20 protein-coding genes are annotated in these 21,143 nt (G+C 62.2%); 16 read left to right on the top strand and 4 right to left on the bottom strand.

The window, feature by feature from the left end:
- Nucleotides 1-10: 10 nt before the first annotated feature.
- Complete coding sequence (locus NKJ08_RS14335) at nt 11-694, top strand: GntR family transcriptional regulator (RefSeq protein ID WP_352530655.1); 684 nt, start codon at nt 11-13, stop codon at nt 692-694.
- A 157-nt stretch (nt 695-851) separates the two neighbouring features.
- Here the strand turns inward: NKJ08_RS14335 and NKJ08_RS14330 are convergent, their stop codons facing one another.
- The 3 genes from NKJ08_RS14330 to NKJ08_RS14320 form a co-directional block, all read right to left on the bottom strand.
- Nucleotides 852-1,004: a hypothetical protein gene (locus NKJ08_RS14330; RefSeq protein WP_352530641.1), complete on the bottom strand. Its 153-nt coding sequence runs from the start codon at nt 1,002-1,004 to the stop codon at nt 852-854.
- Between the two features lie 186 nt (nt 1,005-1,190).
- Nucleotides 1,191-1,856, bottom strand: coding sequence for a 3-oxo-tetronate 4-phosphate decarboxylase (otnC, locus tag NKJ08_RS14325; protein WP_352530639.1), 666 nt, complete (start codon nt 1,854-1,856; stop codon nt 1,191-1,193).
- The gene (locus tag NKJ08_RS14320) at nt 1,853-2,830 is read right to left on the bottom strand and encodes a LacI family DNA-binding transcriptional regulator (RefSeq protein ID WP_352530637.1); all 978 of its coding nucleotides are present in this window, start codon (nt 2,828-2,830) and stop codon (nt 1,853-1,855) included. Before NKJ08_RS14320 ends, otnC begins: the two co-directional genes overlap by 4 nt.
- A gap of 255 nt (nt 2,831-3,085) precedes the next feature.
- Here NKJ08_RS14320 and NKJ08_RS14315 point away from each other — a divergent pair, with 255 nt between their 5' ends.
- From NKJ08_RS14315 to otnK, 4 genes are read left to right on the top strand one after another with little or no spacing between them, the layout of a single operon-like run.
- On the top strand, nt 3,086-4,399 hold the full coding sequence (locus NKJ08_RS14315) for an MFS transporter (protein ID WP_352530635.1): 1,314 nt from the start codon (nt 3,086-3,088) through the stop codon (nt 4,397-4,399).
- Nucleotides 4,400-4,428: 29 nt separating this feature from the next.
- Entirely contained in the window at nt 4,429-5,376 is a 948-nt protein-coding gene (gene ltnD / locus NKJ08_RS14310) for an L-threonate dehydrogenase (protein WP_352530653.1), read from the top strand.
- A gap of 16 nt (nt 5,377-5,392) precedes the next feature.
- Nucleotides 5,393-6,205, top strand: coding sequence for a 2-oxo-tetronate isomerase (otnI, locus tag NKJ08_RS14305; RefSeq protein WP_352530633.1), 813 nt, complete (start codon nt 5,393-5,395; stop codon nt 6,203-6,205).
- Nucleotides 6,202-7,479: a 3-oxo-tetronate kinase gene (gene otnK / locus NKJ08_RS14300; RefSeq protein ID WP_352782003.1), complete on the top strand. Its 1,278-nt coding sequence runs from the start codon at nt 6,202-6,204 to the stop codon at nt 7,477-7,479. The genes otnI and otnK overlap by 4 nt, the downstream gene beginning before the upstream one ends.
- 492 nt (nt 7,480-7,971) lie before the next feature.
- Here the strand turns inward: otnK and NKJ08_RS14295 are convergent, their stop codons facing one another.
- Nucleotides 7,972-8,709 (bottom strand): FCD domain-containing protein, encoded by a 738-nt coding sequence (locus NKJ08_RS14295; protein WP_352530629.1) that lies wholly within the window; start codon nt 8,707-8,709, stop codon nt 7,972-7,974.
- A gap of 203 nt (nt 8,710-8,912) precedes the next feature.
- On the opposite strand from NKJ08_RS14295, the gene NKJ08_RS14290 reads away from it, so the two are divergent.
- The 11 genes from NKJ08_RS14290 (at nt 8,913) to NKJ08_RS14240 (ending at nt 20,838) form a co-directional block, all read left to right on the top strand.
- Complete coding sequence (locus NKJ08_RS14290) at nt 8,913-9,851, top strand: ketopantoate reductase family protein (protein ID WP_352530627.1); 939 nt, start codon at nt 8,913-8,915, stop codon at nt 9,849-9,851.
- 4 nt (nt 9,852-9,855) lie between these two features.
- Nucleotides 9,856-11,388, top strand: coding sequence for a sugar ABC transporter ATP-binding protein (locus NKJ08_RS14285; protein WP_352530625.1), 1,533 nt, complete (start codon nt 9,856-9,858; stop codon nt 11,386-11,388).
- Between the two features lie 5 nt (nt 11,389-11,393).
- Nucleotides 11,394-12,404, top strand: coding sequence for an ABC transporter permease (locus NKJ08_RS14280; RefSeq protein WP_352779985.1), 1,011 nt, complete (start codon nt 11,394-11,396; stop codon nt 12,402-12,404).
- Between the two features lie 85 nt (nt 12,405-12,489).
- Nucleotides 12,490-13,509, top strand: a complete 1,020-nt coding sequence (locus NKJ08_RS14275; RefSeq protein WP_352530621.1) for a substrate-binding domain-containing protein — start codon at nt 12,490-12,492, stop codon at nt 13,507-13,509.
- Nucleotides 13,510-13,617: 108 nt separating this feature from the next.
- Nucleotides 13,618-14,832, top strand: coding sequence for a cytochrome P450 (locus NKJ08_RS14270; RefSeq protein WP_352530619.1), 1,215 nt, complete (start codon nt 13,618-13,620; stop codon nt 14,830-14,832).
- Between the two features lie 2 nt (nt 14,833-14,834).
- A complete protein-coding gene (locus tag NKJ08_RS14265) occupies nt 14,835-15,650 on the top strand; it encodes an MBL fold metallo-hydrolase (RefSeq protein WP_352530617.1) in 816 nt (271 codons plus the stop codon).
- A gap of 4 nt (nt 15,651-15,654) precedes the next feature.
- Complete coding sequence (locus tag NKJ08_RS14260) at nt 15,655-16,671, top strand: zinc-binding alcohol dehydrogenase family protein (protein ID WP_352782001.1); 1,017 nt, start codon at nt 15,655-15,657, stop codon at nt 16,669-16,671.
- Nucleotides 16,672-17,526, top strand: coding sequence for a fumarylacetoacetate hydrolase family protein (locus tag NKJ08_RS14255; protein ID WP_352530613.1), 855 nt, complete (start codon nt 16,672-16,674; stop codon nt 17,524-17,526).
- A gap of 2 nt (nt 17,527-17,528) precedes the next feature.
- Complete coding sequence (locus NKJ08_RS14250) at nt 17,529-18,608, top strand: Gfo/Idh/MocA family protein (protein ID WP_352782000.1); 1,080 nt, start codon at nt 17,529-17,531, stop codon at nt 18,606-18,608.
- Nucleotides 18,605-18,979: a putative quinol monooxygenase gene (locus NKJ08_RS14245; RefSeq protein ID WP_352530609.1), complete on the top strand. Its 375-nt coding sequence runs from the start codon at nt 18,605-18,607 to the stop codon at nt 18,977-18,979. The genes NKJ08_RS14250 and NKJ08_RS14245 overlap by 4 nt, the downstream gene beginning before the upstream one ends.
- Complete coding sequence (locus NKJ08_RS14240; RefSeq protein ID WP_352781999.1) at nt 18,976-20,838, top strand: D-apionate lactonase family protein; 1,863 nt, start codon at nt 18,976-18,978, stop codon at nt 20,836-20,838. Before NKJ08_RS14245 ends, NKJ08_RS14240 begins: the two co-directional genes overlap by 4 nt.
- Nucleotides 20,839-21,143: the final 305 nt, after the last annotated feature.

Raw genomic sequence — 21,143 nt, 5'->3', positions numbered from 1 at the left:
TGCAGATTTGATGGACGAGGCCATTCCCGTCGAACGCCAGCGGAGCGCCGCAGGTCCGATTCAACGCACCGTGCTTCACGAAACCATCGTCAACCATCTGCGCGACATGATCATCGAGGGCGACCTCGCTCCCGGCACCCGTCTTCATGAGGGCCAACTGGGTGAACAACTGGGCGTCTCGCGCACGCCGCTGCGGGAAGCGATCAAATACTTGGCCAGTGAGGGCCTGGTCGAATTGGTGCCAAGCAGAGGGGCAGTCGTGAAGCGTTTCGGCGCCAAGGAAGTTCAGGACATGCTGACCGTCTTGCAGGCAATGGAGGAGCTAGCCGGAAGGTTGGCTTGCGATGTCGGTTCGGACGGGGGAATCGCCGCAATTCGGGCAACCCATGACGAAATGATCCGATGCTACGAAGCCAAGGATCGAATGCAATATTACAAACTGAACCAGCAGATCCATTCCATGATCGTTGCGTTGTCGGGCAATACGACGCTGATCGATATCCATGGTACGTTGCAGACGCGATTGAAGCGCATCCGCTTCGTTGGCCATGAGGGTCCGGAGAATTGGGCTGCCGCCGTAGGCGAGCATAATGAAATGATCGTTGCACTGGAGCTGCGCGACAAGGAACGGCTTTCGGAGGTTCTAGGACGTCACCTGCGAAAGGCGTGGGAGCGCGTCCGGCCGCTTCTGTGAAGTGGTGTCGCTGGATCGGCTATACGCCCACCTGAAACACGCGATCTGCCTGCGCAACGGCACTCTGCGGTAGGACATTGTGCGTTCACATATGACCGCATGGTCGACGCTACGCTTGCCGGTGCATCGTGCGTACGCCTAGCCGTGTTGGTCTGCTTCAGAGCGGTGCAAGCGGTCCGAAAATCATCGGACCCGTCGATATGGGTGATGTATTGCGGCTGCCGGGTTTCTGGCCCGCAGCGGTCAGCCGCACCGCGTCCTCGATTCCGGCGTCGATCCTTGCGCGAAGACCCTTGTCGAGCGCTTCCACGTGTCCTTTCTTTCGAACCACGCGGGCAAGATAATGGTGCGCGATTGGCAATGGAAATCGATTTCAATCGCATGCCCTCCAACCGCTCCTGCCGGCGAGTAATGAGGATGCCGGCAATTTTTCGGCCGCGACCTCGCAGGAACCATATCGTCGGCATCTGACAAGACGGCCGCTGTCTGCAGCGGCTTAATGGCCATGCTCGTCATGCTTCGGCAAAGTCAGCCCAAAAACCCGCACCAGATCGCTGACCTGGTCGGGCGAAAGGTAGCGGGGGTTGAGGCCGCGCAACAGCAGATAGAGTTTTGCAGTCTCCTCCAGCTCTTCGGTGGCGAATACGGCCGCCTCGAGCGTTTCGCCCGCGACCACGGGACCGTGGTTTGCCAGCAGCACCGAGGAGTAGCGTCCGGCAAGGCCCTTGATCGCATCCGCGACGGCCGGGTCCCCGGGGCGGAAGTAGGGAACCAGCGCCGTCTGGCCGGCCCGCATCAGGTAGTATGGCGTCATTGGCGGCAGCGCGGCCCGTGGATCCACTTCGGGCAGCATGGTGAGAGCGACGGCGTGTGTCGAGTGCAAGTGCACGATGGCGCGGGCGCTTGGCCTCGTCTCGTAGAGAGCGGTGTGCAGAGGGATTTCCTTCGTCGGGGCATCGCCCGAGACAAGTTTTCCCTGTGCGTCGAGGCGGGCAATGCGGGCGGGATCGAGAAATCCCAACGAAGCATTGGTGGGTGTGACCAGCCAGCCTCCGTCATCCAGCCGCAGGCTGATATTGCCTGACGATCCCGGCGTCAGACCGCGCTCGAACAGCGAACGCCCGAAGCGGCAGATCTCTTCCCTCAACCTCGTGTCGGTCATGTCGTGGCTCCCTCGACTAGCTCGAACCCGAGATCGACCACCGTCGGTGGTCCGTCAGAGCAGACGAGCCGCGCCCCCATCTCCCCTACGGCGACGCGGGGTGTGAGAATAGTCGACAGCGGCTGCGGGGCGCTGCGCGCCACGTCGAGACCATTATAGCCGAAGATCGCCAGCCGGTCTGGGATGGTGATGCCGCGGGTGAGGCAGTGGAAATAGCCGCCGATCGCCATGTCGTCGTTGGAGAAGTAGACAGCGTCCAAATTCGTGCTGCGCTCCAGCAGGCGCGCCAACCCGTCGCGCCCAGCTTGGATCGAAGACGAGGCAGGAATGATTTCTTCTCCGGCGAGATCGAGGCCGGTCTCGCCAAGTGCCGAGCGAAATCCTGCGAAGCGTTTGGCGGCGCGCAGGTCGCGATTAAGGTCATGGCCGACATAGCCGATCTGCCGGTAGCCGCGCGAAACCAGATGGCGCGCGGTAGTGCGTCCCGCCTCGCGGTTGGAAAAGCCGACGACGATGTCGATACCCTGGCCGTCGGTATCGAGCAGTTCGGCCACGCGGATACCAGAGTTGCGCAGCATTGCGCTCGCGCGCTCGGTGTGTTCGAGCCCCGCCACCATGACGCCGGCGGGGCGCCAGCTCAGCAGCGACTCGATGAGGCTCTCTTCGCGTCCTAACTCGTAATCGGTTACCGCGATGACTGGTTGAAAGCCGGCGCCGACGAGGACTGTGTTCGCCCCTCGCAGCATGTCCGGAAAGACGATGTTGCTGAGCGAGGGGATGACAATCCCGACAAGCCTGGAACCCGTGGAAGCCAGCGTTCCGGCAATGCGGTTCGGCACATAGCCGAGGGTTGTCGCGGCAATGAGAACGCTCTCGCGCGTCTTTGCCGAGAAGGATCCATGCCCGCGCAGCACGCGCGAGGCAGTACTCTCGCCAACACCGGCTGCGCGCGCGACGTCGGTGAGGGTAATCATCGGCACCGCTCCCATCCCTCGGCTATTGGGTCGACCATTTCCAAGCACCTAATCCACGCCGCCTCTGAGCTATCTGGCCGCCCTCAGTTTTGGCACGTCGCAGCAGCCAACTCAACCAAATTTTGGCAGCGCTGCCATTTTTAGGTTGGCAGCGCTGCCAATCCATGTTATCTGGCAATGCAAGCGCTGCCAAAAGTGAGGTTAAGTGGCGCGAAAACTAGTGAAGAACGCGCCCTCAATCAGGGAGGAAATGAAATGACGGTGCTCACCCCAACGCTGTCGGCTGAAACAACGGCAGGAATCGAGACCCGAAGAATCGCCTACAGCAAGGTCTTCTGGCGCATCGTGCCGTTTCTGATGTTGTGCTACGTGGTCGCCTATCTAGACCGCGTCAATGTCGGCTTCGCCAAGCTCGACATGTCCGCCGAACTCGGCTTCAGCGAAACGGTCTACGGCCTCGGTGCCGGCATCTTCTTCATCGGCTATTTCCTGTTTGAGGTGCCGAGCAACATCATCCTGCACAAGGTCGGTGCGCGCATGTGGATCGCGCGTATCATGATCACCTGGGGTTTGATCTCGGCAGGCTTCATGTTCGTCGAATCGGCTCCCATGTTCTATCTCCTGCGCTTCCTGTTGGGCGTCGCAGAGGCAGGCTTCTATCCAGGGATAATCCTTTTCCTGACCTACTGGTATCCTTCGCACCGGCGCGCCAAGATCATCGCTGTCTTCATGTCCGCAATTCCGATATCCGGCATCTTCGGCAACCCGCTTTCCGGCTGGATCATGGATTCGTTCCACGGCGATAGCGGTCTTGCCGGCTGGCAGTGGATGTTCCTCATCGAGGCGGTTCCCGCCGTCCTGCTTGGCATCGCCGTCTTCTTCTTCCTCGACAATGGCATCCGTGACGCCAAGTGGCTTAGCGAAGCGGAAAAGCGGGTGCTCGAAGAGGAGATCGAGCGCGAGGAACGCCACAAGGAGAAAGCGCATTCAGTCGGCGGGGTATTCCGCGACGGCCGCATCTGGCTGATGTGCCTCATCTATTTCTGCTTCGTGATGGGCCAATACGGGCTGACGTTCTGGATGCCGACCCTGGTCAAGGCGACCGGCGTCACCGGCAATCTCAACATCGGGCTGATCAGCGCCATCCCATTCATCTGTGCCGTCGTCACCATGAACCTGTTCGGTCGCAGCGCCGACTGGCACCGCGAGCGCCGCTGGCACCTGGTCGTGCCGGCGCTGCTTGGAGCCGTCGGCTTCATCGTCGCCGCGACATCCTCGAATCCGACGATCGCCATCGCGTTCCTATCGCTGGCAGCGGCTGGAGCGATCACCTGCGCGCCGCTCTTCTGGTCTTTGCCGACAGCCTTTCTGGGGGGAACCGGCGCCGCAGCGGGCATCGCGCTGATCAATTCAGTAGGCAATCTGGCCGGCTTCGCCAGCCCTTACCTTGTGGGCTACCTCAAGGACCTGACCGGGACGACGCACGTCGCCATGTACGCGCTCGCCGCCATCCTCGTGGCCGGCGCGATCCTGGTGCTGACGACGCCGGCCAAGCTGGTCAACAAGTGACCCGATCGAAGCAAAATGGAGTTTCCATGATGACTGTTCAGGCTGCGCAAAAGGAAAGCCCCATTATGATCAGCGCGACCCGGGTCGCAGTGATCGGCCTCGGCTCGATGGGATTCGGGATGGCCCAGTCGCTCAAGCGGGCCGGATTCGAGGTGACCGGCTTCGACATCGACGATGCGGCGGTTCAGCGCTTCGTCGCCGAAGGCGGGCTGGGTGCCTCGACCCCCGCTCAGGCGGCTCAGGATGCGGATGTCGTGGTGTCTGTCGTGGTCAACGCCGCGCAGACTGAAGCCATCCTCTTCGGCGCGGGCGGCGTTGCCGAGACACTGGCCGAGGGGACGGTCTTCGTCTCCTCGGCCACGATGGATCCCGATGTCGCCCGCAAATTGGCCGGGCGCCTGGGGGCGATAGGCGGACTCTATCTCGACGCGCCGATCAGCGGCGGCTCGGTTCGCGCGGCGGACGGTGCGCTGACCATTCTCGCCTCGGGCTCAGCTCCCGCCTTCGCCAAGGCGCGGCCCGTGCTCGATGCCATGGCTGCCAAGGTCTACGAACTGGGCGAAGAGCCGGGCGTCGGCGCGGCTTTCAAGATGATCAACCAGCTGCTCGCTGGCGTGCACATCGCCGCAGCGAGCGAAGCCATCGTGTTTGCCGCCCGCCAGGGGCTAGACCTCGGCAAGGTCTACGAGGTGATTACGGCCTCGGCCGGCAACTCCTGGATGTTCGAGAACCGGGTGCCGCACGTGCTCGACGGGGACTACACGCCGCGAAGCGCGGTCGACATCTTCGTCAAGGATCTCGGCATCATCCAGGACATGGCCCGCAGCGCCAAATTCCCGGTACCGGTTGCAGCCGCCGCGCTGCAGATGTTCCTGATGACGTCGGCTGGCGGAATGGGACGCGACGACGATGCCTCGGTCGCCCGGGTCTACGCACGCGTCACCAACATCGATCTGCCCGGCGCAACGCAACCCTGACCAGGAACGGATGACCATGCCTCGCTTCGCCGCCAATCTGACTATGATGTTCAACGAATGGCCGTTCCTCGACCGATTCGACGCGGCCGCAGCCGCCGGATTCACGGCGGTAGAGTTCCTGTTCCCTTACGAGCACACGCCGGAAGCGATCGGCGAGCGCCTCGCGCGGAACGGTCTGACCCAGGCCTTGTTCAATCTCCCGCCGGGCGATTGGGCTGCAGGCGAACGCGGCCTTGCTGCGTTGCCCGAGCGCTTCGATGAGCTAAAGGCGGGTGTCGAGGCTGCGCTCTCTTACGCCGAAGCCACCGCTGCACAGCGGCTCCATCTCATGTCCGGGCTCGGCTCGCGCGAGGACAAGGGCGCCGTCGATGCCTATCGAAAAGCTGTGACCTGGACCGCCGAAAAACTGGCGGATAGGGGCATGGACCTGGTGATCGAACCGATCAATGGCCGCGACATGCCGGGCTATTTTCTGAACGACTTCGCCTTTGCTGAATCGCTGATCCACGATCTTGCGCTGCCCAATCTCAAGCTTCAGTTCGACATCTACCACCGTCAGATCCTGCATGGGGATGTCACGATGGCCCTACGGAGCCTGTTGCCGATTATCGGCCACATCCAGATCGCAAGCGTGCCCTCCAGGCACGAACCCACCAGTGAAGAACTTGACGATCGATTCATCTTCGCGGAGCTGGACCGGCTGGGCTATGGCGGTTTTGTCGGCTGCGAATATCTTCCCAAGGCCAAGACGCTTGACGGCCTCGGCTGGTTCGCCTCCTTTGCCGGGGAGCACACCCGGCTCTCAAAAGCCGTCGGAGCCCATCCATGACCCTCGCGCTTGGCTGCATCGCAGACGACTATACCGGCGCATCAGACTTGGCGAACACCTTGGCGAAACAAGGCTTGCGTACGGTTCAGACCATCGGGATTCCATCAGCTGACCTGCCGCTACCCGAAGTCGACGCTATCGTCATCTCGCTGAAAATCCGTTCGGTCGCCGCATCCGATGCGGTTGAACGTGCCCCCGCCGCCCACGATTGGTTCCGCGCCCGCGGCGCGGCGCACGTGATGTATAAGATCTGCTCGACCTTCGACTCTACCGATGCGGGCAATATCGGCCCTGTTCTGGATGCCTTGCGCGCTGATGCCCTCGAAACATCGGTCCTGGTGACGCCGGCCTTTCCTGAAACCGATCGCACCGTCTACAAGGGCAATCTATTTGTCGGTGCGGTTCCGCTGAATGAGAGCTCGCTCCGGGATCATCCTCTCAATCCCATGCGCGATGCCAATCTGGTACGCGTGCTGGCTCGACAGTCTACCGGGGCAGTCGGGCTTGTCGAACTCGCTACCGTGGCTCAGGGAGCGGATGCAATCCGCACCAGACTAGAACAGCTTTCTGCTTGCGGGACCGGAGCAGCTATCGCCGACGCCGTCTTCGAGACCGACCTCGAAGCAATCGGCGCTGCCGCGCTGACCCAACGCCTGTCAGTCGGAGCGTCCGGGTTGGGATTGGGCCTCGCCCGCGCACTGATCGCCGCTGGCACCGCACGGCGCCAACAAAGGGTAACTCTTCGTGAACACCCGATCGGAGGTCCGGCAGCGTGCCTTGCCGGCAGCTGCTCACGGGCGACGCTGGCGCAGATTGCAAGAGCGGAACAGTCGATGCCGGTCTTAAGACTCGATCCGGAAAAATTGGTAAGCGGATCGGCAGAAGCACAACGCGCGCTCGATTGGGCGGCCGGGCGATTGGCCGAAGGCCCGGTCCTTATCGCCAGCAGCGCGCCGACCGAAGTGGTTTCCGCGCTTCAGGTGCGTTACGGACGTGACCCCGCCGGTCATGCGATCGAGCAATCCCTTGCGACCATCGCCGAAGGTCTGATTGCACTCGGTGTCCGCAGACTGGTCGTCGCGGGGGGTGAGACATCCGGCGCGGTCGTAGATCGGCTAGCCATTCCTGCATTCGAGACAGGCCCCGAGATCGCCCCGGGCGTACCCGTGCTGCGAACGCTTGGAAGTCCGCATGGCGAAATGGCGCTGGCCCTCAAATCAGGCAATTTCGGTGGCGAAGGTTTCTTTGCGGACGCCTTGGCCATCATAGCGTGAGCGCCAATCGCGCAATTGGCTGTCCCGCTTGTCGGACCTCCCGCTAGCCTGGAGTGAATGCCGATGGGGTGGGTGATCAGCCCGCTGACGTCCAGCGGGCCCTGCAACAGGGCGATCATCCTCACGATCGGCGGGGCACCTCCGGACGAAGCACACGGTCCGTCTAAATGTGCTACAGAGTTCAGCGGCGAGCAAGTTGGCAGCGACAGCCTCGGCCTGGGCGGATGTGCCGGCCGCCATGCATCAAAGAGGCGCAGTCGCCGGTCGTCCAGATGCGGTCCACAGACGTCCTGCTCATGGGCCGCAGGTGCAGCTGGGCTTCACAGCATCGTTGGGCGGCAAACCGAGCGTGTTTTCAGCGCGACAACTCCGGCATCGATGCTTACGTCCGCCAGTCGGCGTGCCGACATTGATCAGTCCGTGCGCCCACCTTGGCGAGTGTGTTGGGGATATCACCGGAACCGGTGAAATTGTCGACGATGACGACGATCCTCATTCCTTGTGATCGCCCGTCTCATGATCGCTTGCCCGCTGGCGCCAGAACATCGTCGTCAGCTGATCGAGATGCGCTCGCATCGCCTGTTCGGCGCGGTCGGGGTCGCGTGCCGCGATGCCCTCATAGATGGCGTGGTGCGCTTCATACGCCGTCTGTTCCTGACCGTCGGCAGCCAACGTGACAATGCGCTGTTCCTTCAGCCATTCCGAAATCTGGTCGTGCAGGGCGACGAAGACGAGGTTGCGGGCAATACGGGCAAGCTCGAAGTGAAAGGCGATGTCGGTGCTGGTGAACCGGTCACGGTCGCCGATCGCCAGCCGGTTGGCTTCCAGCGCCTCACGCAACGAGTCCAGATCTTCAGCTGTCGCCGTGCGGGCTGCTTCGCGGGCGAGGCCGACTTCGAAGAACATGCGTGCGCCCTGAAAGGAGCGCTGCCCTTCTTCGGTCGACAGCATCTGCCTGACCGCCGGTGCCATTCCGGTGAAGATATGGCTGGCGGTCGGCATCAGGACCTTGGCGCGGGCGCCATTGGTGAGTTCGACGAGGCCGGCCTTCTGCAGCGAGATCAGTGCTTCGCGAATGGCCGGGCGGCCAACGCCGAAGCGCGATTGCAGGTCCCGCTCGGGCGGCAGCTGGTCTCCGGGTTTGAGCTTGCCGGAGAGGATCTGTCCCTCGAGATGTGTCGCCACATGCTCGAAGAGCTTCTTTCGTTCTATGATTAGCGGGTCGACCATAGACCTTTCATACCATCATGCTTGACAACCATGCAACAGCTTGCAATGCTGAAAACACAAGATTGAAAAAAGCGGGAAGACAAGGCCGGGCTCCATGAGCATCGGCTAGCGCCGGTTTGCAGTGGTCCTCAAGGCAAGCTCCGCCCTCTGCAAATCAACTTGCTTTGAGACGGCGATTGCGATCGCCAAGGGGAGGAAGATGCATGAAAATCGCCATTCTGGGCGGCGGCGGAGCTATGGGCGGGATATTCGGTGGATATCTGGCCCGCGCCGGCAATGACGTCACGCTGATCGACGTCTCCAAGGCGGCCGTGACGGCGATCAACGACAACGGGCTGACCATCGAGGAAAAGGATGGTTCGCAGCCGGTGATAAAGGTGTCTGCAAGCGAGAATCCCGCAAGCGTCGGGCCGGTCGATCTCATCATCAATTTCGTCAAGTGCTATCACACCGAAGCTGCCGTTCGGGCTGCAGCACCCATGATCGCTGGGGATACCGCCGTGCTCAGCCTGCAGAATGGCTGGGGCAATGCACCGCGCATCGCGTCGATCGTCGGCGAAGACCGCGTGCTGGTCGGCCTGACCTACCATGGCGGCACGCTGCTGGCGCCGGGCCGTGTCAAGCATCCCGGCTCCGGCATGACCTATATCGGCGAACTGACCGGCAAACCGACCGACCGGCTCGGCAGGGTGATCGAGACTTTCCGCGCGGCGCAGATCGAGACGACCCAGTCTGACCGGATCCTCGACGAGGTCTGGAAGAAGCTGGCGCTGAACGCCTGCACACTACCGGTCGCCGGGCTACTGCATTTCATGTCGCATGAACTCGTCGCCTTCGACGGCACCAAGAGCTTGATGTCATCAATCCTTCGAGAGGTCGTGGCCGTTGCAAACGCACAGGGCATCGCACTCGACTATGACGAACGCTGGGCTGCGATCACCGGCCTGCTGGAGAAGGCGATCGGCGGCAAGGCGTCGATGCTGCAGGATGTCGAGGCAAAGCGGCAGACCGAGATCGAGGTCATCAACGGAGCCATTGTCGATGCAGGCAAGCGCACCGGTGTAGCCACACCCGTCAACGAAACCATGGTCTGGATGATCCAGGCCAAGCAGGCCCATTACCTCCAGGTCAAGGCTCAATAGGGCCATGGCGCCAAGGCTCGAAATCAAAGGTCTTTCCAAGTTCTTCCCCGGTGTGCGGGCGCTTGATGACGTTTCGATGAGCGTCGAGGGTGGTGAGATCCGTGCACTGCTCGGCGAAAACGGCGCCGGCAAGTCGACTCTCGGCAAGATTGTCGCCGGTGTCTATTCGCGCAACCAGGGCAGCATCCTTGTCGATGGCGCCGAAATCGCGGAGCTCGACGAGAAAGCCGCTGGCGACCTCGGCATCGGTATCGTGCACCAGGAAGGCTCGCTCGTTCCGCAGCTCTCTGTTGCCGAGAACATCTTCGCCGGCCGTCAGCCGACGCAGTGGCTAGGTCAGGTCGATGTTCGCGCCATGCGCTATCGTGCAAGGATGCTTATCGCGCAGCTTGGCGTCACCATCGATCCGGCACTGAAGGTGTCGACCCTTTCACCGGCGCAGGCCCAGATCGTCGAGATCGCCAAGGCGCTGTCGCGGGACCTCAGGATTTTGATCCTCGACGAGCCGACAGCAGCACTCACCCTTACCGAAACAGAAAAACTGTTCGATGTGGTGCGTCGACTGGCAGGCAATGGCGTTTCGATAATCTACGTTTCGCACCGTCTCGCCGAGATTTTCACGCTTTGCCATTCGGTGACGGTGCTCAAGGACGGCAGACATGCTGGAACACGCCGGGTTGCCGAAACCACGACCGACGAGCTGATCCGCCTGATGGTCGGACGTGACGTGCATTTTTCGCGCGCGGCGGCAGGCCGAACGATCGGCGACATCGTGCTCGAAGCCGAAAGCGTCGATGCACCGCCTCTGGTGCGGTCGGCATCGATCACCGTACGGGCCGGCGAGATCGTCTGTCTCGCCGGGCTCATCGGTTCGGGTCGCAGCGAATTCTGCGAGGCGATCTTCGGCGCACGCCGCAGGCGGGGCGGCTCGATCCGGATCGGCGGCAAGGCGATCGATCCGAAAGGCCCCTGGGACGGCAAGCACGCCGGCATCGGCATGGTCCCGGAAGACCGCAAGGCGGCTGGCCTGTTCCTTGGCATGGACATCGTCAACAACGTCGCCGCGACAGTTCTCTCCAAGGTCTCCACAGGCGCGAATTTTTCTAACCGCAAGGCCGAGGCGTTGGCCAAGAATTTCGTCGACGAGCTGCGCATCGCGACACCGAGCGTCCACCAGATCGTCGGCAATCTCTCGGGCGGCAACCAGCAGAAAGTGCTGCTGGCCAAATGGCTGGCGATGGAGCCGCGCCTGCTGATCGTCGACGAGCCGACACGCGGCGTCGATGTCGGAGCCCGCTCCGAAATCTACCGTTTGCTGCGGGCGCTCGCCGACAAGGGCGTCGCCCTGCTCGTCGTGTCCTCGGACCTGCCCGAGGTGCTGGCGCTTGCCGACCGCATCGCCGTGATGGCGGAAGGCAGGACCGTCGGCGAACTGCCGGGCGACGGGGCAAGTGAGGAACAGGTGCTGCGCCTGGCCACCAAATACACCGCTTCGGTGGCCGAGGTCCGCAAACAACCAGGAATGGCAGAGGCGTGATGGCGATGCAGGTCACACAACCAATGGCCGAGAATGCCGAGCAGCGGCGCGAAATCCTTTTTGTGCGCGTCGTGCGGCGCCTGGCCGATTCTCGGGAGTTGACACTTTTCGTGCTCGTCATCGCGCTCGCGCTGGCGATGAGCATCGTCTACCCGAACAATTTCCCCACCGCCTCCAACATGCGCGCAGTGCTGCTCAACCTCGCCCCCGTCGGCATTCTCGTCTGCGGCATGATGCTGTTGATGATCGGCGGCACCTTCGATCTGTCCGTCGGCTCGACACTCGCCTTCTCCGGTGTCTGGGCCGCCGTCGTCGCCGGGTGGTGGGGCTGGCCGGCGGAGGTTGCGGTTCTCGTCGGCATTCTGGTTGGCGCACTATGCGGCCTGATCAATGGCCTGATCGTCACCCGCATCGGCATCAATGCGCTCATCGCGACCCTCGGCACGCTCACCATCTACCGCAGCCTGACCTATGTCACCGCCGGCACTGGCGTCACGCCAATCACTGATGCGTTCGCCCAATACGGCCGCGCCGCCGATCCGCTGCTCAGGATCCAGTCGCCTTTCTGGGCGATGCTGGTGCTGGTGCTCATTGGTGGCTGGCTGGTGGCCCGGACGCGTTTCTTCCGACAGTTCTATTTCATCGGCGGCAATCCTCGAGCCGCCCAGCTTTCGGGCATTCGCGTCGACCGGCTCATACTGATCGGCTTCATCATCATGGGCGCGCTGGCCGGCCTTGCCGGCGTCCTCGGCGCGGCGCGTCTTAACAGCGCCGTCGTCAACGCCGGCGTCGGCATCGAGCTCAAGGTCATCACCGCCACTGTGCTCGGAGGAGCGAGCCTGAAAGGCGGCGAAGGCACGATCCTCGGCGGCATTCTCGGCGTGCTTTTCATCGCGCTGATCGAGAACGCCATGATCATCAATGCGATCGGTGTGTTCTGGCAAGGGCTGGTGGTGGGTCTGGTCCTGCTGTTTGCCGTCTCGCTCGATCGTTTCAAGACCAGCGGCCGCGCCTGATCTCAGGCGAGGACGGGAGGAGGATTCGGACAACCGGATGACATGCAGGAACTGAGAATACAAAAAACATCAGGAGGAAACGGGCATGAAATCGATAGTGAGAACGATACTTTCCGGCGCAGCGCTCGCGGCCACGGCATTGCTCTATATTTGTCCGGCAAGCGCGCAGGAGTCATCCTTCGGGCCGGCCGACGCCAAGGAGACGTATTACTGGATTTCCAACAAGGCCAACCTGCCGCTCTTCGTGCAATATGACTATGTCGGCATGAAGCGGATCGCCGAAGAACTCGGCGTGAAGGTGATCGTCGCCGGGCCGACCGATTTCGACGTGCCGGGCTTCATCTCCGCTGTCGATCAGGTCTGCGCGCAGAAGCCGAACGGTGTCTCCGTCGTCGGCGGCTGGGATCCGTCACTGACCGAATCCGTCAAGAAGTGCATGGAGCAAGGCGTGCCGACCGTTGTCGACGACGGCGATCTGCCTAACTCCGGCCGCCTCGCCTATATCGGCACGAACTGGACACAGGTCGGCGTGGCGCAGGCCAAGAAACTCATGGAAATGCTGCCGAACGGCGGCAAGGTTGCCTCGATGTCGATCATCAACGCCGGCAACATGCGTGAAGCGGTGGCCGGCTTCAAAGCCTATGTCGAAGCCAATGGCGGCGGCAAATACACCATCGTCGCCAATGAGGACGACGGTGGCGATGCGCAGAAGGCGGCGCAGGTGACGGCGGCGATCCTTGCCGCCCATCCAGACATTGCCGGGCTGGCCGGTTTCGATTCCGAATCAGGTGCCGGCATCGTAACGGCACTGCGTGAAGCTGGCAAAAATCCGGGCGACATCAAGGTGACCGCCATGGAGCAGACGCCAGACTTCTTCAAGTCGGCGAAGGAAGGCTGGGTCGACGGCATCGTCGTGCAGAACCGGGAGCTGTTCATCTACTACGCTGTGAAGCTCCTGCATGACTACAACCACAACACCTTGAAGTCGGCCGGTCTTTCGTCAGCCGAAGGTGGCCGTCCGATTCCAGACACGCTGGATACTGGCGTGCTGCTGGTGACCAAGGACAACGTCGACAAGGTGCTGACCGCGCTGAAGGTGAAGTAGGCTGGACTCGGATATCGAAGAGCCTTGGTTCAAGGCTCGCACGGCGTCCGGCGGCATATCAGCTCCCGCCGCCGGACGACCTCCTGAATCTCATCGTGACAGAAAGCCATGTCGGATACCGCAACCCAGAACGAGCCGCAGATTCCAGAGGACGTGGACATCCACGATCCGGCGTTCGTGCGCGATCCGTTCGCCGCATATGATCGGTTGCGTCGTGAGTGTCCGATCGCCCGCTCCAACAAGCATGGCGGCTTCTGGCTGATGACCCGCTATGACAACGTGCGCGCCGGCGCCATCAACTGGCGCGACTATACATCGAGCGTCGCGGGCGTTACCGCGATCCCGGTCATCACGCCGCGTACCGAGCCGATGCTGCCGATCGAGATCGATCCGCCACGCCATTCCCGCTACCGGGCCCTGGTCAATTCGGTGTTCACGCCGGAACGGGTCGCAGAGATCACGCCGCGCATCGGAAACCTCGCTGCCTCGATCCTTGGACGCATGGCAGACAAGGGCAGCGCCGATGCCGTGGCCGAATTCTGTGTGCCGGTCGCGATCGCCTCGCTTGCCGCCTTCACCGACGTCCCGCTGGCTGATTCCGAACGCTGGCTCGGCTGGATCACCAAAATGTTCGACGTCAGCGATCCCATTGCCGGCGCGGCTGCGAGCCGCGAACTCGTTGCCTATATCGACGGGCTGATAGCGGCGCGCCGGACAGCACCGACCGGCGACTTCATCAGCATGCTGATGGCCGCCGAGATCGATGGCGAAAGTCTCGACGACGGCCAGATACGATCCTTCATGACCGTGGTTTTCGGCGCCGGTTTCGAGACCACCGCCGACGGCCTCTCGGTCATGCTGCATTGGCTCGCCGAAAATCCGGGCAGCTTGGCGCGGCTGGTGGCAGAGCCAAGCCTGATCCCGACGGCGGTCGAGGAATTCCTGCGCTTTTTCGCGCCGATCCAGATTTTCGGCCGCAACGCCGCGCGCGACCTGTCCGTGCACGAGCGCCGAATAAAGGCCGGCGACATCGTCGCCTTGGGCTTCGGCTCCGCCAACCGCGATCCGGCGGCGTTCGAGGCGCCGGACGAACTGCGCCTGGATCGAAAGCCGAACAGGCATCTCACCTTTGGCGCAGGGCCGCATCTATGCGCTGGCGCCGGCGTCGCCCGCATGGAATTCGCAGTAACACTTGAGGCGTTGATCGAGGCCGGAATTGGCCTTGCGCTCGACCCGGCGGTCGCGCCGCGCTGGAAGACCAGGGGCGATCGGCGCGGTTTTGCAAGGCTGCCCCTGCTCATCGAAAAGAAGAAGGCGGATTGACCATGACCCATCCAACCACCCGCATGCGCTTCCATGGTGTCGCCGCTTACGAAATCCTGACACGCGACGGATTGCGCATCCTGTGCGATCCGTTCCTGGATCAGAATCCGGGCGCGGCGACAAAGTCGACCGAGTTCGATCATGTCGATCTGGTCATCGTCAGCCATGCGGCCTTCGACCACCTCGGCGACACCGACAAGATCGCCGCCAAATATGGCTGTCCAATCGTCTGCGGCGGCGAGGTCAAGGCCTGGCTGATGGACCGCGGCATTCCGGCCAACCAGATCCGGGCCACCACCTGGGGCATCCGGGTCAAGGTCGCAGGCATCGAGATCCAGCCGCTCGAATGCCATCACTGGTCACAAATCAGGCTGAAGGACAATTCCTTCATTTCCGGCGTGCCGATGGCCTTCATCGTCTACGCCGACGACAATCTGCGCTTCTACCACTACGGCGATACGGCCATCTTCTCGGACATCAAGCTGCAGGCCGAGCTCTACAAGCCGAATGTCGGCTGCATAGGCATCGCCAACCCGCAGGAGATCCTGCATCTCAATCCGATGCCGGGCGAAATGCTGACCGGCGAGATGAGCCCGTATGAAGGAGTGCTTGCCACGCAATGGCTGGGCCTCGAGACGGTGCTCCCTTGCCACTACATCAAGCTCGATGACGACAAGGACGTTGCCGAATACATGAAGCACCATCGCGCGGCCAAGGCTCGCGGTGAAGCGATTGCCGATCCCTATCTGCTGCGTGCCGGCGATTGGATCGAATTCGACCGCAACGGCAAGGTCGTGCGGCCGGCCAAGGCGGCCTGACGCGATGCTTGCAGCGATCTTTGACGGCCCCTTTTCGATCCGCATGGCCGAGGTGCCGAAGCCGGAGCCGCAAGCGGGAGAGGTGCAGGTTCGCGTCAGGGCTGCCGGGCTTTGCGCCGGCGATCTCTACATCTACACCGGCAAGAATCCCTACGTGACCTATCCAAGGATCGGCTGCCACGAGATTGCCGGCGTCGTCGAAGCCTATGGCGTCGGCACCACCGGTCCTGCAATCGGCACACGCGTCGTCGTCGACCCGTTCATCGGTTGCGGACACTGCTATCCCTGCCGGATCGGCAAGCGAAACTGCTGTGCCAATCTCACCATTGTCGGCGTCCATCGCGAAGGCGGCTTCGCCGATTTCGTGACGGCGCCAGTTCAGAATCTCAATGTCGTGCCGGAGACGCTCACCGACTTCGAGGCGGCGTTCGCCGAGCCGGTGGCCATCGGCGTGCAGGGCTGCCGCCGCGGCATGGTAACCTCGCAAGATACGGTGCTCGTGCTTGGCGCCGGACCGATCGGGCTGGCGATCGTCGAAGTGGCCCGCGCCGCCGGTGCAAAGGTCTACGCCACAGATCTCTCGGCCGAGCGCCTATCGACCGCGGCCGACCTCGGCGCCATACCGGTCGCCGGCGGAGCCGGCCTTCTGGAACGCGTGCACGAAATCACCAACGGCGAAGGCATGCCGGTGGTGATGGAAGCGACGGGAGCCGCACCAGCGATGGAAGAGACCATCGATCTCGTAGCCGCCGGCGGACGCATCGTCATTCTCGGCCTAGTCAAGAAGGGCCAGGGTATCACCTTCCCCGGCCTCGACTTCACCCGCAAGGAAGTGACGATCCTCGGCTCGCGTGCCTCGGTCGACTGCTTTCCCGAGGCACTAGCCCTGCTCGCCTCCGGCAAGATCCATTACCCGAAGATCGCAAGTTCTTTCGCACTCGGCGAAGCACCGGATGTCTTCCAGAAACTCGCAGAAAATCCAATGGCCCTGCACAAGGCCGTATTCCTTCCGGAGGACTAGATGAAGCTCGTTACTTTCTCCCATCGCAAAGGAGGCCATGCCCATCATGCCGGCGTGCTCGACGGCGATCACGTCGCGTGCCTGACAGAGGCTGGCATCGTCGGCAGCGTGATGGAGATCGTGCTAGGCGGCAAAAAGATGCTGGATCAAATCCGTGGTGGCGTCGCCAAGGCGCCGCGCTATGCGTTGACCGATGTCACGCTCGAAGCCCCTATCCGACCAGGCAAGGTGCTGTGCTCCGGCATCAACTACAAGGGCCACGCCGAGGAAAACCCCAACGCGAAAATGCCGACCGAGCCGTTCTTCTTCACCAAGCTGCCGACCTCGGTTGTCGGACCCGACGTTCCGGTCGAAAAGCCGGTCAGGACCGAGCAGATGGATTACGAGGTGGAGTTCTCGGCCGTCATCGGCAGGAAGCTGCACAAGGCGAAGGAAGCCGACGTGATGCCGGCGATCTTCGGCTACACGCTGCTCAACGACATTTCGGCACGCGACGTTCAGTTCAAAGACAACCAGATCACCATCGGCAAGAACTTTGCCGGCTTCTCGCCGATCGGTCCGTGCATCGTGACATCAGACGCGATGCCGCATCCCGACAATGTTGCGCTGAAGACGCGGCTGAACGGCAAGACGCTGCAGGACGGCAGCACGTCGGACTGGCTGTTCTCGTTGCCGCTGCTGGTTTCCTTCCTGTCGCAATATATTCCGCTCGAACCCGGCGACATCGTCTCGACGGGAACGCCGGCAGGCGTCGGCATCTTCCAGAAGCCGCCGATCTTCATGAAGGCCGGCGACGTCGTCGAGATCGAAGCCGAGGGTATCGGCATCCTCAGAACACCGATCGTTGCGGGATAAAAATGGCGAAGGGGGCGATCCGCATCGGCGTCATCGGCTGCGGCTTCTACGCGCAGAACCATCTGCATGCGTGGAAGGATCTTGCGAGAGAAGGCGCGGTGCTTGCCGCTGTCTGCGACGTCGATGCCGGCAAGGCCGAAGCGGCCGGCCGTGCTTTCGGCGTTCCGTTCCATACGGACGCCGCGACGATGCTCGTAAGCGAGCGCCTTGACGCCGTCGATATCGTCACTCGCTACGACACGCACCGCGCGCTCTGCGAACTGGCGATTTCGCGCGGCAGCGCCACCATCGTGCAGAAGCCGTTCGCTCCGGCCTGGGAAGACTGCGTTGCCATCGTGGAGGCAGCCGACAAGGCGGGCGTTTGGCTCGCGGTTCACGAGAACTTTCGCTTCCAGACGCCGATGCGGCATGTCCGCCGCGTCATCGACAGCGGTGCTATCGGCACCCCGAGCTGGGCGCGTGTGACATTTCGAACCGGTTTCGACGTCTATCGCAGGCAGCCCTACTTCTATGACGAGGAACGCCTGGCAATCGCCGACGTCGGCGTCCACGTGCTCGACCTCGCACGTTTCTTTCTGGGCGAGGTCGAGCGTATCTCCTGTGAAACCCAGCGCCGCAACCCGAAGGTGCGAGCCGAAGACACGGCCACGATGCTTCTGCGTCATCGCAGCGGCACCGTCAGCGTCGTCGAATGCACATACGAGGCGCGACGCGACCCCGACCCGTTCCCGGAAACGCTGGTAGAGATCGAGGGCGACAAAGGCTCGATCATCGTTCGCCCGGGCTCGCTTATGCGGGTGACCAGAAACGGATCGACGACCGAAGAGGACATCGGCTCGCCGCTGCGGTCATGGACCAGCGCTCCCTGGCATGTCGCCCAGGAAGGCGCGTTTGTTGCCTGCCGGCATTTTCTCGACTGTCTGCAGCGCGGCGTGCCTGCCGAAACATCGGGTCAGGACAACCTCAGGACTTACGCCCTCGTTGACGCCGCATACCGCGCGGCGGCGGAACACCGGGCAATCGTACCGGCACAGTGGAAGGAAAGTCTCAGCGTCGCCTCAAAGGGTCGGAGGGCGCAATGACGACGGGTGGGGGAAAAGCGCCAAGACGAGCGAAGGAAAGGGTCAGCGCCGCCGCTTTCGCGATCACCGTGGCATTCGAACTCGTAGAGGGTGCCTTTCCCGAATTCCATCGGCTGGTCAGTGAAAATGCGGCGCTTTCCGTCGAACTCGAGCCGGATTGCTTCCGCTTCGACGTGCTGACACGCGAGCACGCGGCAGAGACCACATGTGTCTTCCTATATGAGATTTACAAGGATCGCGCCGCTTTCGATCTGCATCTCGCCTCGGAGCATTTCCGTCAATTCGACCAACGCTCGCGTGACCTCGTGATCAGCAAGACGGTCATTGCCTACGCGGTCCAGGAAAACGCCAAGACTCCGGAACGGACATGAGCGCCGGTGTCAGCAACTTCGATCTGTTCGGCACGGACGAGCCGGTTGCCGAGCGCCGGGTTCTCGCTGCAGGACCGCTGACCGCCATCCTCGAACACGGCAACCTTCGCACGGTCTGCTTCGCCAGCATCGAGGTCGTCCGCGCCATCAACTATCTGGCACGGGATGCGTCTTGGGGGACATACAAGGCCGAGCTTTCGAACATCCGGGTATCGGAAGGCGAGGCTGCGTTCGAGGTCAGCTATGACGGGCTGTGCACCGGTCCGCAGGGCAGCTTTTCCTACCGAATGAAAATTGCGGGCAAAGCTTCGGGTGGGCTGGTGATGGAGGCGGAGGGCGTCGCCCTCACCGATTTTCCGACCAATCGCACCGGTTTCGTCGTTCTGCATCCGTCGGAGGCCGCGGGCGGAAGGCTGACGATCAGACATAGCGACGGCCTAATCGAGGAGACGATATTTCCGGAGATGATCAGCCCGGATCAGCCGGCCTTCGACATCAGCGCACTGACGCACGAACCCACGCCCGGCCTCACCTGCACGGTCGCCATGGAAGGCGATGCCTTCGAGATGGAGGATCAGCGCAACTGGACCGACGCCTCGTTCAAGACCTATGTCCGTCCGCTGTCGAAACCCCGCCCTTATGTCATCGGCAAGGGGTCGAAGGATATCCAGCGTGTTACGGTCTCCATCGAGGCCAAGACATCGGCGACGCGACCCCGAGCCGTCGATAAGGCGACGCTGACGCTAGGTGCACCTGCTGGACGGATGCCGTCCATGGCATTGTTCCTCGATCCTGACGACCTGCCCGCGGCTGTGGCCGGTGCCTCGTTGCTTGGCCCTGTGCCGGAGATCATTGTCCGCTTCGATGGTTGGCGCGGGCATGACGAGCGCACGCTGGGCAAAGCGGCGACCTTCGCAGCCTCGATCGGTGCCCGGCTGGCGATCGAGGTGATCTTTGATGCAGTTGATCCGACAGCCGAGGCAAGGACTGTCGTCGATGCAATCAGATCGTCGGGTGTCGATCCGAGCGCAATCCTGGTTTCGCCCCGGCGCGAATTCAGGACGCGGGTGTCGAACCTGGTGCCTATAGGCGAACGGCCCGTCAGCGATCTGGTGAACGCGCTCAAAACAACCGGTATCACCGCTGCTATTGGCGCCGGGACGCCATCCTTCTTCACGGAATTCAATCACAACCCACCGACCGGCAATGCCGATTTCGTCTTCTTCGGCAATGCAGCCATCGTTCATGCGGCCGACGATCTATCGGTGATGGAAACGTTGGGCGTCTATCCATCCGTCATCGCAACGGCGCGACGACTAACTTCACAAAAACCGATCTGGCTTGGACCGTGCACGATCGGCATGCGGCACAATCCCTACGGACAGAGTGTGGTAGCAAATCCTGCCCGTGTGCGAATCCCTGCTGCTGACGAGGACCCCCGGCATAATGCGTTATTCGGGGCGGCTTTCGCGGTCGGTGTCGCTGCGCAGGCTGCAGCAGCGGGCGTCCATCGTCTTATCGTCGCGTCCCCAACGGGGTCGTTCGGCTTGCTCAACGGCGCCGGGGGGCGCCTCCCGGTCCAGGCAGTCCACGCCGAACTGGCTACAGCGTCGGGCGCCGAACGCTACGAAGTTGCGGTCGATCGCTCCGGCATCGCGGTTGTTGCATATCGCATCGGCGAGAGCACCCGCCTCCTGATCGCAAATCTCACTGCCGAGGATATCAAGCTTTCGATCCCACCAGCTATTCGCCCGGTCGGCATCATTGAGTCGTCGGGGAAGGTGTCAACATTGCAAAGCAGGCCGTTGATTCTGGATCGGTATCGAACGGTAATGCTCACTGCTTCCCCATCGGCTTAGCACCCGACAATGCCTGACGACAGCTTTGGGCCTGACGACAGCTTTGGCCCTCGCTTCAACCCCCGTCGCGGAACGCCCTGATTGGGTGGGGAACTTGCCATAAGCCGCGGTTGTCGGAACAAGCTCGAGTGCAAAATCGCCCTTGCCGGCCAGTTCCTCGACGTAGGCCGCAAAGTCATTGACAAGCGCTGCAAGCTCGTTGAGCTCGATATTTGCCCACGGCAGTATGCTTCCTGCATCCAGGAGATGGCCCGAGGCATTCGCGATCGATAAGTCCTGGATGCGGCTCAAGATCACGGGGCGGT

The organism is Mesorhizobium sp. M0244, from assembly GCF_040321795.1.
GTDB lineage: Bacteria > Pseudomonadota > Alphaproteobacteria > Rhizobiales > Rhizobiaceae > Mesorhizobium.
This window is presented reverse-complemented; position numbering and strand designations above follow the sequence as displayed.

Bases quoted from the DNA above. Each gene is read 5' to 3' on its own strand.
- NKJ08_RS14335 (WP_352530655.1), top strand. From the start codon at position 11: ATGGACGAGGCCATTCCCGTCGAACGCCAGCGGAGCGCCGCAGGTCCG.
- otnC (WP_352530639.1), bottom strand. From the start codon at position 1,856: ATGACCGACACGAGGTTGAGGGAAGAGATCTGCCGCTTCGGGCGTTCG.
- NKJ08_RS14320 (WP_352530637.1), bottom strand. From the start codon at position 2,830: ATGATTACCCTCACCGACGTCGCGCGCGCAGCCGGTGTTGGCGAGAGT.
- NKJ08_RS14315 (WP_352530635.1), top strand. From the start codon at position 3,086: ATGACGGTGCTCACCCCAACGCTGTCGGCTGAAACAACGGCAGGAATC.
- ltnD (WP_352530653.1), top strand. From the start codon at position 4,429: ATGACTGTTCAGGCTGCGCAAAAGGAAAGCCCCATTATGATCAGCGCG.
- otnI (WP_352530633.1), top strand. From the start codon at position 5,393: ATGCCTCGCTTCGCCGCCAATCTGACTATGATGTTCAACGAATGGCCG.
- otnK (WP_352782003.1), top strand. From the start codon at position 6,202: ATGACCCTCGCGCTTGGCTGCATCGCAGACGACTATACCGGCGCATCA.
- NKJ08_RS14295 (WP_352530629.1), bottom strand. From the start codon at position 8,709: ATGGTCGACCCGCTAATCATAGAACGAAAGAAGCTCTTCGAGCATGTG.
- NKJ08_RS14290 (WP_352530627.1), top strand. From the start codon at position 8,913: ATGAAAATCGCCATTCTGGGCGGCGGCGGAGCTATGGGCGGGATATTC.
- NKJ08_RS14285 (WP_352530625.1), top strand. From the start codon at position 9,856: ATGGCGCCAAGGCTCGAAATCAAAGGTCTTTCCAAGTTCTTCCCCGGT.
- NKJ08_RS14280 (WP_352779985.1), top strand. From the start codon at position 11,394: ATGCAGGTCACACAACCAATGGCCGAGAATGCCGAGCAGCGGCGCGAA.
- NKJ08_RS14275 (WP_352530621.1), top strand. From the start codon at position 12,490: ATGAAATCGATAGTGAGAACGATACTTTCCGGCGCAGCGCTCGCGGCC.
- NKJ08_RS14270 (WP_352530619.1), top strand. From the start codon at position 13,618: ATGTCGGATACCGCAACCCAGAACGAGCCGCAGATTCCAGAGGACGTG.
- NKJ08_RS14265 (WP_352530617.1), top strand. From the start codon at position 14,835: ATGACCCATCCAACCACCCGCATGCGCTTCCATGGTGTCGCCGCTTAC.
- NKJ08_RS14260 (WP_352782001.1), top strand. From the start codon at position 15,655: ATGCTTGCAGCGATCTTTGACGGCCCCTTTTCGATCCGCATGGCCGAG.
- NKJ08_RS14255 (WP_352530613.1), top strand. From the start codon at position 16,672: ATGAAGCTCGTTACTTTCTCCCATCGCAAAGGAGGCCATGCCCATCAT.
- NKJ08_RS14250 (WP_352782000.1), top strand. From the start codon at position 17,529: ATGGCGAAGGGGGCGATCCGCATCGGCGTCATCGGCTGCGGCTTCTAC.
- NKJ08_RS14245 (WP_352530609.1), top strand. From the start codon at position 18,605: ATGACGACGGGTGGGGGAAAAGCGCCAAGACGAGCGAAGGAAAGGGTC.
- NKJ08_RS14240 (WP_352781999.1), top strand. From the start codon at position 18,976: ATGAGCGCCGGTGTCAGCAACTTCGATCTGTTCGGCACGGACGAGCCG.